The organism is Patescibacteria group bacterium, from assembly GCA_041662665.1.
Lineage (GTDB): Bacteria > Patescibacteriota > JABMPQ01 > JABMPQ01 > JAQVVF01 > JAQVVF01.
Genome location: JBAZSC010000002.1, coordinates 1 through 13499, shown reverse-complemented (window position 1 = coordinate 13499; position 13499 = coordinate 1). Strand labels below are relative to the sequence as shown.

Below are 13499 nucleotides of genomic sequence, written 5' to 3'. Positions count from 1 at the left end.
CTTTACTAAAGTAAATTATATTTATGCTAAAATGGCAGAATAAGAAAACCAGTCAATTAATTCGAACTTTGCTAATGTTGAAAAATGAAAAAGAAGCAAAATGTTTTTTGCGCGATCTTTTGACAGAAGCTGAAATTATCGAATTTGGCAATCGTTGGCAAGCAGTGCAAATGTTAGATCGAAAAATTTCTTATACAAAAATAGTAAAACAGACTGGTTTGAGTTCTCGGACAATTGCCAGAATTTCGAAATGGTTAAATAATGGAATGAATGGTTATAGATTAGTTTTAGATAGATTAAATAAAAAGAATCATCATCAAACTTTACTTTCTGTGCAAAAGAGGTGAGTTTGGTATTTATAAAAATAATGAGCTCTCCTGTTTTGTACAAGAGAGCTCTTTTTATTTTAGTGCGGTAGAAAAAGCAGGCGAATTGCCTGCGAAGGAGGAAGAGAGATGATAGAAATCAAGAATCGTGAAGATTTTGAGAAAGCAGAATGGCCTATGGAAATGAGAGAAAAAGTAATAAAGTGGTGGGAGGAACGTTGGTGTCAAAGTGTTAAGGATGGAATGATTATCTTTGTTTTTTTTAGCGAAGAGGAAATTGATAATGCAAATTTTCCTCGTGAAAAAATATTGGAGTTGAAGAAAGAATTGCAGTTGGAGCGTGAATATGTGATGAAGCATGGAGGAGTAGTTGCGGTAGTATTTGAGAAAGAATTATTGGAACGTGAACAAAGATTGGCTATGGCACGTGCTTTGCTTGGTTTGAGAGGAGCTCAATATAATTCGCATGGCGATTTACGAGCAACTGGTCCTTTTGAAGAACATTGGTCGCACTAATTTTGGAACTATTTTATAGTTCCTTTTTATTTTTTAAGATATGATAAGAAAAATTCAGCTTTATTTTGTGGATTCTTTTCTTGACAAAATATTTAATTAAGATATACTATCGATATGTTCTTTGACATTTGATGTCATTTTTTTGTTCTTAAAATAGCGCGATGGACAGAAAGTCCGCCAAGGATATGGCGGCTTGCCCACCTTCGCTGAAGCTACGGCGGGCAATGGAGGGAAAGGAAATGGAGTTCGGAGAATTCGTTGAGCTGGTTTCTAGAGGCAAATATTGTCATAATGGCAAGCATGGGTTAGTTCTGGCTAGAGAGATTGCATTGGAACATTCTTTGATGACCAATAGGGTGATTGAATTTTTGATGGAAATTGGAGTGAGATGTGATTGTCAAATTATCTGTTTGAGTTTGGAAAATGAATATTTGTCTGAACAATGGAAATTGTGCACGCAAGGTGTTTCAAGGAGAATTAATGGAAGGGGATTTGTGGTTTGGTTTCGAAGAGAAGATGAATTTCCAAAAGAATTTGCTCCTAATAGCTTTCCTTTTTTGTTGAGATTGGGTTCAAAGGAGGCTTGAGATGAAAGTGGAGGTATTTTTTCAGCAATTGTGTACTCGGGATTGTTGTCAAAATGGACATGATTTTTCTCAAACTCGTGCCATAGTTGAAACCAACAATTTGGATTCAAATAGTGTGAGAAGAATCAACATTGGAAGATTGATTGTGTTTTTTAGAGTATTGAAGATTGAATGTGATTGCCAAGTTGTGAGCAAGTTTAATCCTTTTCAGGATCTGACTTGCGCGCAGAATTGGAATTATGTTGTATCTTCTGATAACAGGTTAGCTGATATTGATGGCGATTTTTATGCATTATTTTTGGGAAAGAGATTAAGACATGAGTATTTGATTGTGCCAGAGAGAACAAGAGAGGAGGTACAAAAATGTTGAGCGCAGATGATGTTTTGTTGATTTTTTTCTTTCATATTCTTGAGCCGATTTCAGAAAATTCCGATGTTTGCTTGATGAAAGAAAGACGAAATGATGTTCCGTTTGAATCAAAAACTCAACGAAAGTTTCGTCCAACTCGCATGAGGCCAAGAGATAAGATGGAATATTTTTTGAAAATCAGAGGTTAAGCGTTCTTTGTATTGAAGCTGTTATGGCTTCTTTTTTTTGGCCTCACTCTAATGCTTTTGCGAATATAAGCGAATACTTTTTTCGAATTTTCGTTTCGCTTTCGTTGATTTTGTTGTTAAATAAAATTATAATAAATATAAATTTCAAATTTTTTTAAATATAAATATCGTTCTTTGAAAAAGGAGGGACAAGATGTGGTTAAATAGGCAAATTAGCTTTGTTAAAGTTGTTGTAAATAGTTTTAGGCCTATTATGGCGGAATTAATAAAAGGCAAGAAAGCGCAAATTAAAGATAGGTTTGTTTTTTTATGGATGAGAAAAAGAATAGAATTTTTAAGCTTTGTTATTTTAACAATCATATTTCTAATTCTTGGATTAGGGATTAATTGGTCGGAAAAAGAAGTTGTCATTGTTGAAAAAACAAATTATCGAAAGACTGAAGATGAAACTGAACATATTAATCCTTCATTGCTAAGCGTACCTTATGTAGAACGCAATAAGTTTAGAGTGATAGAAACAAATGATGAAATTGTTTCCGACAAAAAAGTTTTGAAACGAAAAATAAAAATAAATTGGATTAGAGTGATGTTGGATAAAGATAAAGAGGTAAATGAAGATACAAGAAATTTTGTGAGGTCAGAACTTTCTTTAGTGCGCTATAGATGTTTTGCCTATTATAATAAACATGTTGAAGTTGTTTGCAGAGGAAAAAATCATTTTTGTACAGTTTCTTTTGAAGTTTATTTAGATCAGAAAAAATACAGAATGGAATTTAGGTCATTAGTTTCTGCTAGTGGATATGATAAAATTGATCGGTGGGTTGTTTTTATTTGGGCTGATGATAAAAGAAAAACAGATATTGATAAAAAAGATTTAGTGGAAAAGATTGTAAATCTTAGATCGAATTGCACTCCTTTTTCAAGTGAATAAAATGTTCTTTGAAATCCTCTGTAATGGGGATTTTTTTTGTTAAAATAATTTAGTATAATAAAATTATTAATTCATTAAAATAAAAAATTATGTCACATGAACATAACCAAGAATTTTTTGATGATTGTCCAATTTGCCAAGTTGCAAAAAAGGCACAGGAAGAAGGAAGAGAATTAGAAATGGGAGAATTGAAAGAAGCTTTTAAACAAGCTAAAGAGCAAGGATCTTTGGTTCGTGGAGAAATGTTTGATGAAGAAGAGGAAAAAAGATGAAAATTAATTTAATAAAATGAAAGTAAAAAATTTGTTGAATTTTAGTTTTTTGAACTTTTCGTCCAATGAAAAAATTGCGCAGGAGATTGTTGAACTGGTTAGCGGTTCTGCATTTCATGTCTATAAAGATAAAAGGGTAAGAGAATTGGTTGATTTTTCAAATATTGATAGAGTCGAGCAAGATAGAATATTTAATGAATTGCAGGTGACGGTTTTGGCATTAGTTATCTTGTTGCTAGAACAAAAATCTAATTTTGCTGTATCTAATAAAAAGGATACGTTATTAAAATTGAGGACTGATGTTGAAGAAAAGTTTATAAATTTTTTGTTGGAAATTGGAATTCAGCAAGGATTTGTGGATATGTGGAGTGGATTAATAAAGATGCGTTGTGAAGAATACAGAAATATTTATGAAAAGCGAAAAAGAAAAGCGACTAAATTTAATAGTAAATTATTGCTTACAGTTGTAACGAATGGCGGACTTAAGCATATTCGGAGGGGTGATGTATTTCCTGGTGATCATCTACGGCAATATATTTTGATTTGGCTTGAAATTGCAATGGAAGAGACTGAAGATATAATTAAAAAAAATAATTTATAAATAAATTAAAACAAAACCTATGAAACAAAAACCAAACATTTTTCGTTTTATCATTGCATTAATTATCTGCGAAGGCGCTGGAATAATTGGAAGTTTTTTTACAATTTCAGCAATTAAGGATTGGTATGTTAATTTGAACAAGCCATTTTTTAGTCCGCCAAATTGGTTATTTGGGCCAGCTTGGACTTTACTTTATTTTTTGATGGCAATTGCATTGTATTGGATCTGGCAAAAGGGATTGAAAAATAAAAATGTTTTATTCGCTTTTTATATTTTTATAATTCAATTAGTAATAAATGCAATTTGGTCTGTTTTGTTTTTTGGTTTGCGAAGTCCAATTTTAGGCTTAATTGATATTGTGATTATGTGGCTGTTGATTGTTTATAATATCTATTTATTTTATAAAATTGATAAAAAAGCAGGTTTGATTTTGATTCCATATTTACTGTGGGTTTCTTTTGCTACAATATTGAATTTTGCGGTTTGGAGGTTGAATTAAAAAAAATTAATTAATATGAAAAATCAGACAGAAAAAAATAATCAAATCATTATTTACAACGCTGAAGACGGGCAGACAAAAGTTGAAGTCCAAATGAAAGACGAGACAGTTTGGCTTACCCAGAAACAAATGTCGGAGCTTTTTGATAAAAACAGAAAAACTATTACTGAACATATAGGAAATGTGTTTAAAGAAGGAGAATTAGCGGAAAAGTCAGCATGCCGGAAATTCCAGCATACTGCTGAGGATGGAAAAAAATATAATGTTAATTTCTATAAAAAAATAGTTGAGAAAAATAAAAAATAATCATACATATTATAAAGAAGATTGGGTTTAAAATATTTTTATGGGTTTGACTATCTATTATTCTGGTAAAATAAAAGACAAAAAATTAATTCCTGATTTGCAAAAAAAGTTAATTTTTCTGAGTAAAAAGAAAAATTGGCAATATTTTTTAATAAATGAAAATGGTTATCAGGGAATTGTATTGGAACTGCATCCGCGAGCAGAAAGTTTTTCTATTATTTTTAATCAAGATGGCTATATTGTTGATCCTGGTTCTGTGATTTATAAAGAAAATTTAGTTGGCAAACCAGAGTTTGGCAGTTTTATTAAGACACAATTCGCTGGAGTTAAAACGCATTTAATTGTAATAAAATTGCTAGATTATTTAAAAAAGAATTATTTAATAAAGATGGATGTTGAAGATGAAGGAGAATATTGGGAGACAAGAGATACCAAATTATTGCAGCAAAGAATGGATTTTTTGAATATGGCTTTGGATATTGTGGAGAATAAATTAAAGCATAGCAAAATCGAACAAAAAGGTAATTTAGAGGAGATGGGTTTAGAAGTTGAGCAGATTTTAAAAAGTATTGATAAAAAAGATATTGAATTAGCAAGATTATTAAATGAGTTATAAATTGCAAATAATTTTAAAATAATTAATTTTTTAGGCATAATTTTTTAGATATGTTAGAACAATATTTAGAAAAATATTTTAATTTTTCAAACTTTCGGCAAGGGCAGAAAGAAATTGTCGAAAGCATTTTGGCTCGCAAAGATGTTTTGGCATTGATGCCAACAGGCGGTGGTAAATCTTTATGTTATCAATTGCCAGCGATTTTGAGCGATAAATTAACTGTAATTATTTCGCCATTGATTGCGTTGATGAAAGACCAAGTTGATGCACTGAAAGCTAGAGGAATTGAGGCGGTTTTTATTAACAGCTCTTTGAGTTTTGAAGAGATTGAAGCGAGGATGGCAGAGATTAAAATGAAAAAGATAAAAATTTTATATATTGCTCCAGAAAGATTAAGTCAGAAAAATTTTATTGAATTTTTGAAAACATTAGATATTTTTCTATTAGCAATTGATGAAGCGCATTGTGTTTCAGCTTGGGGTCATGATTTTCGGCCGGATTATATGCTGATTAAAAATTGCATTAAAGAATTAAAAAATAGGCCAATTGTGGGAGCATTTACAGCGACAGCTACGCCAGAAGTTAAGCAAGATATTATCAAAAGATTAGAATTGCAGGATCCAAAAATTTTTACAGCTGGATTTAATCGGCAGAATTTGAAATTTTTTGTTCAAGCTAATTTAAAAGCAGGTCAAAGACCTAATGAAGTTTTGAGGATTGTAAAATCTTTGCAAGGCAGTGGAATTGTTTATACTTTGACTCGAAAAGAAGCAGAAGAGACAGCTGCTTTTTTGTGTGAAAATAATATTAAGGCGACGTTTTATCATGCAGGAATGCAACCTTTGCAAAGATCGCAGATGCAAAACGATTTTATGGAAAATAAATTTAAAGTGATTGTAGCAACGATTGCTTTTGGCATGGGAGTTGATAAAGCAGATGTCAGATTTGTAATTCATATGGGAATGCCAGCAAGTTTGGAAGGATATTATCAAGAAGCAGGCAGAGCTGGACGCGATTCTGAAAATGCTTATTGTATTTTATTGCATAGCAAAAAAGATGTCGGTTTGCATAATTATTTTATTCAAAAGGATAAAGAGGAAATGCAGAGATTAGGAAAGAACTATGCGGAAATTAGTCAGGTCATAGATGTTAAATATCGCCAATTGGAAAAGATGGTGGAATATGTCGAGAATAATAAATGTCGGAGAAAAATGATTTTAGAGTATTTTGCAGATTTAGATTTAAATAAAATTAATAATAATTGCCAAGGCTGTGATGTGTGTTTTAATTTTAAATGGCAAAATACTTTGGCGAATTTGGATATGGATGTTTTACAAGACAAAAATTCTAAACATTCAGGTTCTGATACAGTTTTACAGACTATTAAGTTATATCAGCAAAAACATACTTTAGAACAAATTGCTAAAATCAGATCTTTGGGAGTAAGAACTATTTTTAATCATTTGATCAAATGGTATAAAAGTGGCGGTGATTTGGAAATTGAAAAATTTATTACAAAACAGGAAGAACAGCAGATTTTGCAGGCAATGGCTAAAGCTTCCGATTATCAAAGATTAAGGCCAATTAAAGATCAATTGCCGGAGAGTGTGAGTTATGAAAAAATTTGTTGTGTAATTGCAAAGATTCAGAGAATTGATTTGAAATAAAATAAATTTAAAAACGTTGACAATTTAATATTATTATGCTATTATTTTAGGTTGGTTTTAAGGTAAGCAAAGCATTAAATTAATGCATCAAAATTTTGAACTGATAAGTTAATATTTGAATTATTTTAAATATTGTCTTATCTGTTTTTTTTATGTTCTTTATAATTTTGATTAGAAACCGGCAAGAAGGATTAATTTATTAATTTTTATTTCCGGTTTCTAAAGAGACACCCAGCAGTGCATTGAATATCTTTCTGCACTGCTTCTTTGAGGAGGATAGGATGAACAATTCTCGATTTCCAGCAAGGAATACAAGTGCAGTAAAGTCCAGTCCTACAAATCCAACTTCACGCACAGGTATTGTAATTGCTGACGATGATGATGACGATGATGATGGACCAGTTCCAGTTAGGATTGCGGCAAGATCGGCTGTAGTTCGTCGTACAGTTTCAAAAGCTTCAGTTCCAGTTGCAGTTCGGCCAGTAGTTGTTGACGATGACGAAGATGAAATTGTCATTGTTAGAAGATCTGCTAGGTCGGCTATCTTCAGATCTAACGCGCTTTATCAGAGAGTTGTTGTGATTGCGCCGACGAGAAGTACTTGTGTGAACATTGCAACTGTTCTGGAAGCAGAAGAATTGCCTTTGACATTGCTTGAAAAAGTGAGAGCTCTCGAGATGGATGCTGCAATTTCTGATCTGGCAAACAGCGGATTTGGAGTTGTTGCAGGTACAGGAACTGGCAAGACTGTTGCGATTCGTGATATCTGCCAGAAGGCGCTTGCGACAGACAATCTGCGAATTGCAATTGTAACTCGCGAGTATGATCCAGCGGAAAATCAGCGTCATGCCAATGTCTTTGTGATTACGCCTGGCGTATCTTTGAACTGGTTGAAAGATGGCAGGATTTCAAAAAGTGATCTAATCATTATCGATGAAATTCATCAGACCTCTGAACATCTGGAATTGTCTATGGCTTTGGCCAAAAAGACTGGTTGCAGATTCGTTTGGATGTCGGCAACGATTGATCCAGAGGACTTCAAGAATTATCTTGGAGCAGAGACAGTAATTACTTGTGATGCTTTTGATCCGACGCGTAAAGCAAGAGTTGAAATTGTTAGAACGACAATTGAAGAAACTCTTGATGATCTGGTTGGTTGGGTTGGGAATGAAGAACGTGGCGTGGCAGTCTTTGTGCCAAGTCGAGGCATTGCTGAAAAGTTGGCTAGCCAGTTTTCTAACACTGGAATTCACACTGATTTTTATCATGGTGGTGAATCAGCTGACAAGTTGAGGCCATATTTGACTGGCAAGGTAAAGAAGCCATTTATGATTTTTATGACCATTGCTGGCGCATCCAGTCTCAATATCGTTGGATTGGATACAGTAGTGATTGTTGATCAATTCTATTCTGAAGTTGTGCTTTCTGGAGGAGTCAAATCCTTGCAGAAGCAAGAGCTCGGAAATAATGAATTGTTGCAAATGGGCGGTCGTGTAAATGGGCGAGCAAAGAATGGCAAGATTGTGATCGTATCAGATCGTAAGATTGATTTTCACAGTCTTCGGGCAACGGCGCCGGATTTTGTTCTTGGTGGTAACCTTGAGAATACGGCTCTGATTTGCGCTCGATTGGGAATTGATATTGCTGATCTTGATTTGATTGGCGAAATTGATATAGATGCTTATGATCGAGTTGTAAAGCGTTTTTGTGATCGTGGCATCATTTCTTTGGAAGGCGGAATTCATTTGACTGAGCTTGGCGAGCGAGTGGAGAGATTGCCACTTGAACCTGCAATGGCAGAATTGCTTGTCAAAGCTCAAGATTCAAAAGATGAAGATTTGTTCCATAGAGTGCTGATTGTTTCTTGCATCGGTCAATTGTATCGGTTGCATAAAGAAGAATGGGATATGTCTGTTTGTGTCTGTGGTTCTGACCATTTGACAGCGTACAACATTATTGTTCAGGCACTTCTGGAATTTGGCTATGTTCGTAAAGATGATGTTTTTTCTTACAGATTGCGTGATGATCGCAATCCTTACGAAAAGAGCGAATTCATGAAATGGTGCGATGAAAAAGGCTTTTTTGCCAAAGAGATCAGGGATGTACTGATGGCTGTCAATTCAGTTTATCGGCATTTTCAGATGGAATGTCCTGATCCAGAAAGCTTGAAGTTGGTTGAATGTGATTCTTCCGAACACAGCAAATTTGTTGATTTGTTGGCAAGAGTTCAGTCTTTGGACTTTGTTCATTATCAGCAGAATTCGATAGCTGGAACAGTATGGGCTGCAAAGGGCGGAATGAATAGAGGCGGCTATGTTTTGGGCAAGATCAGATATTGGAATGATAAGCGAGAGATTCGGAGAGCAAGCATTGAAGGAACGGAAATTCCTTTGAACTTGGTTATGCAATATTCTTCGCTTAAGCCAATTGAATTTCTAGGAAGGACTTATCTTGGTGAAAAATATGGCGTTCGTTTTGTGAAGTACTTTGCTGGCGAACCAATTGGACTGCCGTTTTTGAATTTTGTAGAATTGGAAGATATTCCTGCACAATATAGAGACAAGGTGTAGAGCATTTCTTTGCGGAGTGCTCTTTTTTTATTGGAAAAATTTTATTGTTTTGTTGAAGAAAATTGGGTGGTTAATTTGATTAATATAGTCTTTTTCCGATTCTATTGACAAAGACTAAAAAATTTGCTATACTTAAAATAATAAGAAATCAGGGTGTTTTCACCCATAGATTCGAGCCTCGCTCATGCATTTACTTAAATATGTGACGTCGCAGGAATCGGATCACATATTTATGTCAAATGAAGCAGTGCTTTCAAAGAAAGCGTCGTTTTTAAATCTAGGATTAGTCCCAGATCTTTTAAGCGCGTTAGAAAAACAACAATTTACAATTCCTACTCCAATCCAAGAAAAGGCGATTCCAGTGGCAATAGAAGAAAAAGATATTATTGGTATCGCTCAAACTGGAACTGGAAAGACAATGGCTTTTGGTTTGCCAATGATGCAAAGAATTGCCAAAACAAATGGACAAGGTTTAATTCTTTTGCCAACAAGAGAATTGGCAATGCAAGTTGAAGAATCATTATTAAAAATTGGCAGAACTCTTGGTCTTAAAACTGCAATATTAGTTGGTGGCGCATCAATGAGTATGCAAAGACAAAGAATTTATAGTCATCCACATATTATTATTGGTACTCCTGGCCGTATTATCGACCATTTACAAAGACGCAATTTGAATTTAAGCAAAGTTAATACTTTGGTTTTAGATGAAGCTGATAGAATGTTAGATATGGGTTTTGCGCCTCAAATTAAAGAAGTATTAGAAACTGTTCCAAAAGAGAGACAGACTATGCTTTTTTCAGCAACAATGCCTGGAAGAATTGTTACAATTGCAGCGAGATATATGAAAAGCCCGATTAGGATTGAAGTAGCTCAATCTGGTACAGCTGCCGAAAAAGTGGAACAAGAAATGTTCGTTGTAAATCCTCATCAAAAAAGATTATTAGCAATTAAATTGTTAAAAGAATATAAGGGCACAGTATTGATTTTTACTAGAACAAAATTTGGTGCTAGTAAATTATGCAGATTCTTGATAACTTCTGGATTTAGTGCTTCAGAAATTCATTCAAATAAAAGCTTTGCACAAAGACAAGTAGCTTTAAACTTATTTAAACAAGGAAGATCAAGAATATTAGTTGCAACTGATGTTGCATCTCGCGGTATTGATGTTTCTGATATTGAATTAGTCATTAATTATGACTTGCCAGATGATCCAGAAGATTATGTACATAGAATTGGCAGAACTGGCAGAGCTGGAAAAGGCGGAAAAGCAATTTCATTTGCAATGCCTGATCAAAAATACAAAGTTGTACAAGTAGAAAGACTAATTAGAAATAGCATTAGTATTTCAAAGACTCCTCTTTTGGAGCAACCAATTCAACCTGCATTTAATTCTTTTCGTCCAGTACAAGCAAGATCAAATACTTCTTTTCAAGGAAGAGGCAGATCTAGTTTTCAAGGACAAGGACGTGGACGTCAGCAAAATAGCGGACAAAGCAACAGACGTTTTCCAAAAAGAAATGCTGGACAATTTAATTATGGCAATAGCTGGTAACTTTTGCGCAAAAAAACGCAGAAGCTAACGCGGAAAACGCAGAAAGAATATCGAATTTAATTTATTTTTATGTTAGAATGTACCTAGATAATCTTGGTACATTTTTTTTATTAATTATTTAAAATTTATGCCAAAAAGAAAAGGCGTCTTTAGAACAAAAATGGAAAGAAAGGGTAAAAAATTGTATGCCAAACGTGAAACAACCGGAGAATTTAAGGACATACAAAATATTGGTAAAACAATAAAGGGCGAAAAAAGACAGCATTCAAAGAAAAAAGTTAAACCTGGCTATGGATTCAGAGGCGAAACAAAATAGATGAAAACATTAATTGTTAATATTTCTATTGCTCATCAAAATACTTTGAATGTAGCAAAAAATATGGCTCGAGTTTTTGATTGTAAAATTAAAAAGCCAAATGAAATAAATATTAATGATTTAAAAAAATACGATCTGATTGGTTTTGGTTCAGGCATTTATTTTATGAAACATCATGTCAGTTTGTTAAATTTAGTTGAAAAATGTGATGACATGAAAGGAAAAAAAGCATTTATTTTTTCAACTAGTGGATTTAACAGTAAAGTTGTTGTAAGAAAAATGCACAAAGCTTTGAAAGAAAAATTGCAAGCGAAAAATTTTGAAATTATTGGCGAATTTAATTGTCCAGGACTAGATACTTGGGGGCCATATAAATATATGGGTGGATTGAATAAAAATAGGCCGAATGAGAGAGATTTTAAAAATGCAATTCTATTTGCAAAAGAATTAGTTAAAAAATTTTAATTTTAAGTTATAATAATATTGTTTAAATTAAATTTATGGCATTAATTGAAAGTATAAAAAATATAGTTACAAAATTGCCAGCTGAATTAAAAGAAAAAAATGGAAAATATGAATTTGAATTAACAATTGCAGAAAGAAAAGTTTTTTTATCAAGCAAAAAATTAGTTTATAAAGCAAAATTTAAAATTGATGATGCTAAAAAAGAATTAATATTTTCAGAAATGTTGAAAGAATCAGGATTTGGATTATCTTCTGGTTCAGATGATCAAGCTCCTGGGTTTGGTTTTAAAGCTGGAACTTATAAAACTGGACTTGGTCCAAGAACTGGAAAAATAGAAGAGCAATCAGAACTATTTAAAAAGAAATATAATTATAAATTTGATTTTTCTAAAATAAGAAATGAATTTGAAAAAGCTGTACAAAATTCAGGCTATAATTTTAAGTATCAAATATTTTCAGTATAAAATTGTTTAGTCAAAAATTTTAATAAATTTTGAGTTTGCTTAATTCATTCTTGTAAAAATTGTTAAAATATTATAACATAAAAAATGTTACTTTAATTTTTTATTATGTTGTTTCAGTCAATAATTGTTGTTTTAGGCCTTTGCCTTTTTGAAATTATTTCAAGTGTTGATAATGCAATTGTCAATGCTCATGTTTTGCAGACTTTGCCGAAAAGATTTCGAAAGATTTTTTTATTTTGGGGTTTGCTGATAGCAGTTTTTCTTGTTAGAGGTATCTTGCCTTTTTTGATAGTTTGGTTGGCAAATACTGATTTAGGATTTGGAGAAGTATTTGAGTCTGTTTTTTCTAATGATCCAATGATCAAAGAGGCTTTAGAAGAAACCAAGCCATTGCTTTTATCAGGTGGCGGAATTTATCTATTGTTTGTAGCTTTGTCATGGCTTTTTTTGGAAAAAAAGAAATATGCATTTTTAGTTGAGCATTTTATTTTTCATCAAGGTGTTTGGTTTTATGCATTAGCATCTGTATTTTTTACAGTTATGATTGCTCTTTCAGTAAAAATTGGAAATCCGGCAATGGCATTATCAACTTCGATTGGCGCAACAGCCTTTTTTATTACTGATGGAGTAAAAAAGAATGCTGAAGAAAAAGGTAAAACTTTATTAAATTCAAGTACTGTTGGAGCGTGGAGTAAAATAATGTATCTTGAAGTGTTAGACGCTTCTTTTTCAATTGATGGAGTAATTGGTGCTTTTGCTTTTACAATGTATGTTCCTCTAATTTTGTTAGGTAATGGTTTAGGTGCAGTTGTTGTTCGCGAGATAACTATTCGAGGAATAAATTTGATTTCTAAATTTGCCTATTTAAAAAATGGTGCAATGTATTCAATTGGAGTTTTGGGCGCGATAATGATTTTAGAAGCTTTTGGCAATGAGTTTCCATTTTGGATTGCGCCTTTAGCAACAATTTCTTTGTTGGCAATATTTTTATATTTATCATATAAAGAAGGAAGAAGGAAAAATATAATAAAGGCGTAAATAAAAAACTGTTAGATAAGTTAGACTGGTTAGACTGGTTAGACTGGTTAGACTAGTTAGATTAGTTGGGTTGTTAATTATTTTAAAAATGGGTAATAACTGGATTTAGCCACCAAATTTAGTAACTAAATCAATTAATAATTCTTCTTGTTTGTCTAGCGAAATCATTCTATGATTAAATTTCCAAGCAATTTCAGCAACAAACAATTGCAATC

General features: G+C 32.7%; 18 protein-coding genes. All 18 read left to right on the top strand.

Annotated elements, in window-relative coordinates:
* Positions 1 to 23: 23 nt before the first annotated feature.
* The 18 genes from WC663_03350 (at position 24) to WC663_03265 (ending at position 13284) form a co-directional block, all read left to right on the top strand.
* Positions 24 to 347: a YerC/YecD family TrpR-related protein gene (locus tag WC663_03350; protein MFA6296364.1), complete on the top strand. Its 324-nt coding sequence runs from the start codon at positions 24 to 26 to the stop codon at positions 345 to 347.
* 108 nt (positions 348 to 455) lie between these two features.
* Positions 456 to 842 (top strand): hypothetical protein, encoded by a 387-nt coding sequence (locus WC663_03345; protein ID MFA6296363.1) that lies wholly within the window; start codon positions 456 to 458, stop codon positions 840 to 842.
* 161 nt (positions 843 to 1003) lie between these two features.
* Complete coding sequence (locus tag WC663_03340; protein ID MFA6296362.1) at positions 1004 to 1429, top strand: hypothetical protein; 426 nt, start codon at positions 1004 to 1006, stop codon at positions 1427 to 1429.
* 1 nt (position 1430) lies between these two features.
* Positions 1431 to 1799, top strand: coding sequence for a hypothetical protein (locus WC663_03335; GenBank protein MFA6296361.1), 369 nt, complete (start codon positions 1431 to 1433; stop codon positions 1797 to 1799).
* A complete protein-coding gene (locus WC663_03330; protein ID MFA6296360.1) occupies positions 1793 to 1987 on the top strand; it encodes a hypothetical protein in 195 nt (64 codons plus the stop codon). Before WC663_03335 ends, WC663_03330 begins: the two co-directional genes overlap by 7 nt.
* Before the next feature lie 193 nt (positions 1988 to 2180).
* A complete protein-coding gene (locus tag WC663_03325) occupies positions 2181 to 2918 on the top strand; it encodes a hypothetical protein (GenBank protein MFA6296359.1) in 738 nt (245 codons plus the stop codon).
* Between the two features lie 89 nt (positions 2919 to 3007).
* Complete coding sequence (locus tag WC663_03320) at positions 3008 to 3190, top strand: hypothetical protein (protein ID MFA6296358.1); 183 nt, start codon at positions 3008 to 3010, stop codon at positions 3188 to 3190.
* Between the two features lie 16 nt (positions 3191 to 3206).
* Positions 3207 to 3791, top strand: coding sequence for a hypothetical protein (locus tag WC663_03315; GenBank protein ID MFA6296357.1), 585 nt, complete (start codon positions 3207 to 3209; stop codon positions 3789 to 3791).
* Between the two features lie 19 nt (positions 3792 to 3810).
* On the top strand, positions 3811 to 4290 hold the full coding sequence (locus WC663_03310) for a TspO/MBR family protein (GenBank protein ID MFA6296356.1): 480 nt from the start codon (positions 3811 to 3813) through the stop codon (positions 4288 to 4290).
* A gap of 15 nt (positions 4291 to 4305) precedes the next feature.
* On the top strand, positions 4306 to 4596 hold the full coding sequence (locus WC663_03305; GenBank protein MFA6296355.1) for a hypothetical protein: 291 nt from the start codon (positions 4306 to 4308) through the stop codon (positions 4594 to 4596).
* Between the two features lie 40 nt (positions 4597 to 4636).
* On the top strand, positions 4637 to 5212 hold the full coding sequence (locus WC663_03300) for a hypothetical protein (protein ID MFA6296354.1): 576 nt from the start codon (positions 4637 to 4639) through the stop codon (positions 5210 to 5212).
* A gap of 50 nt (positions 5213 to 5262) precedes the next feature.
* Positions 5263 to 6879 (top strand): RecQ family ATP-dependent DNA helicase, encoded by a 1617-nt coding sequence (locus WC663_03295; protein ID MFA6296353.1) that lies wholly within the window; start codon positions 5263 to 5265, stop codon positions 6877 to 6879.
* Positions 6880 to 7160: 281 nt separating this feature from the next.
* Complete coding sequence (locus WC663_03290) at positions 7161 to 9449, top strand: DEAD/DEAH box helicase (GenBank protein ID MFA6296352.1); 2289 nt, start codon at positions 7161 to 7163, stop codon at positions 9447 to 9449.
* A 232-nt stretch (positions 9450 to 9681) separates the two neighbouring features.
* Positions 9682 to 11001, top strand: coding sequence for a DEAD/DEAH box helicase (locus tag WC663_03285; protein MFA6296351.1), 1320 nt, complete (start codon positions 9682 to 9684; stop codon positions 10999 to 11001).
* A gap of 127 nt (positions 11002 to 11128) precedes the next feature.
* Positions 11129 to 11317: a hypothetical protein gene (locus WC663_03280; GenBank protein MFA6296350.1), complete on the top strand. Its 189-nt coding sequence runs from the start codon at positions 11129 to 11131 to the stop codon at positions 11315 to 11317.
* Positions 11318 to 11782 (top strand): flavodoxin family protein, encoded by a 465-nt coding sequence (locus tag WC663_03275; protein ID MFA6296349.1) that lies wholly within the window; start codon positions 11318 to 11320, stop codon positions 11780 to 11782.
* A gap of 35 nt (positions 11783 to 11817) precedes the next feature.
* On the top strand, positions 11818 to 12246 hold the full coding sequence (locus tag WC663_03270; protein ID MFA6296348.1) for a hypothetical protein: 429 nt from the start codon (positions 11818 to 11820) through the stop codon (positions 12244 to 12246).
* Between the two features lie 105 nt (positions 12247 to 12351).
* Entirely contained in the window at positions 12352 to 13284 is a 933-nt protein-coding gene (locus WC663_03265) for a DUF475 domain-containing protein (GenBank protein ID MFA6296347.1), read from the top strand.
* The last annotated feature ends 215 nt before the right edge of the window (positions 13285 to 13499 follow it).

Coding starts and splice junctions, on each gene's coding strand:
- WC663_03265 (MFA6296347.1), top strand. CDS start 12,352: ATGTTGTTTCAGTCAATAATTGTTGTTTTAGGCCTTTGCCTTTTTGAA.
- WC663_03270 (MFA6296348.1), top strand. CDS start 11,818: ATGGCATTAATTGAAAGTATAAAAAATATAGTTACAAAATTGCCAGCT.
- WC663_03350 (MFA6296364.1), top strand. CDS start 24: ATGCTAAAATGGCAGAATAAGAAAACCAGTCAATTAATTCGAACTTTG.
- WC663_03325 (MFA6296359.1), top strand. CDS start 2,181: ATGTGGTTAAATAGGCAAATTAGCTTTGTTAAAGTTGTTGTAAATAGT.
- WC663_03290 (MFA6296352.1), top strand. CDS start 7,161: ATGAACAATTCTCGATTTCCAGCAAGGAATACAAGTGCAGTAAAGTCC.
- WC663_03280 (MFA6296350.1), top strand. CDS start 11,129: ATGCCAAAAAGAAAAGGCGTCTTTAGAACAAAAATGGAAAGAAAGGGT.
- WC663_03275 (MFA6296349.1), top strand. CDS start 11,318: ATGAAAACATTAATTGTTAATATTTCTATTGCTCATCAAAATACTTTG.
- WC663_03295 (MFA6296353.1), top strand. CDS start 5,263: ATGTTAGAACAATATTTAGAAAAATATTTTAATTTTTCAAACTTTCGG.
- WC663_03285 (MFA6296351.1), top strand. CDS start 9,682: ATGTCAAATGAAGCAGTGCTTTCAAAGAAAGCGTCGTTTTTAAATCTA.
- WC663_03335 (MFA6296361.1), top strand. CDS start 1,431: ATGAAAGTGGAGGTATTTTTTCAGCAATTGTGTACTCGGGATTGTTGT.
- WC663_03305 (MFA6296355.1), top strand. CDS start 4,306: ATGAAAAATCAGACAGAAAAAAATAATCAAATCATTATTTACAACGCT.
- WC663_03340 (MFA6296362.1), top strand. CDS start 1,004: ATGGACAGAAAGTCCGCCAAGGATATGGCGGCTTGCCCACCTTCGCTG.
- WC663_03345 (MFA6296363.1), top strand. CDS start 456: ATGATAGAAATCAAGAATCGTGAAGATTTTGAGAAAGCAGAATGGCCT.
- WC663_03300 (MFA6296354.1), top strand. CDS start 4,637: ATGGGTTTGACTATCTATTATTCTGGTAAAATAAAAGACAAAAAATTA.
- WC663_03310 (MFA6296356.1), top strand. CDS start 3,811: ATGAAACAAAAACCAAACATTTTTCGTTTTATCATTGCATTAATTATC.
- WC663_03320 (MFA6296358.1), top strand. CDS start 3,008: ATGTCACATGAACATAACCAAGAATTTTTTGATGATTGTCCAATTTGC.
- WC663_03315 (MFA6296357.1), top strand. CDS start 3,207: ATGAAAGTAAAAAATTTGTTGAATTTTAGTTTTTTGAACTTTTCGTCC.
- WC663_03330 (MFA6296360.1), top strand. CDS start 1,793: ATGTTGAGCGCAGATGATGTTTTGTTGATTTTTTTCTTTCATATTCTT.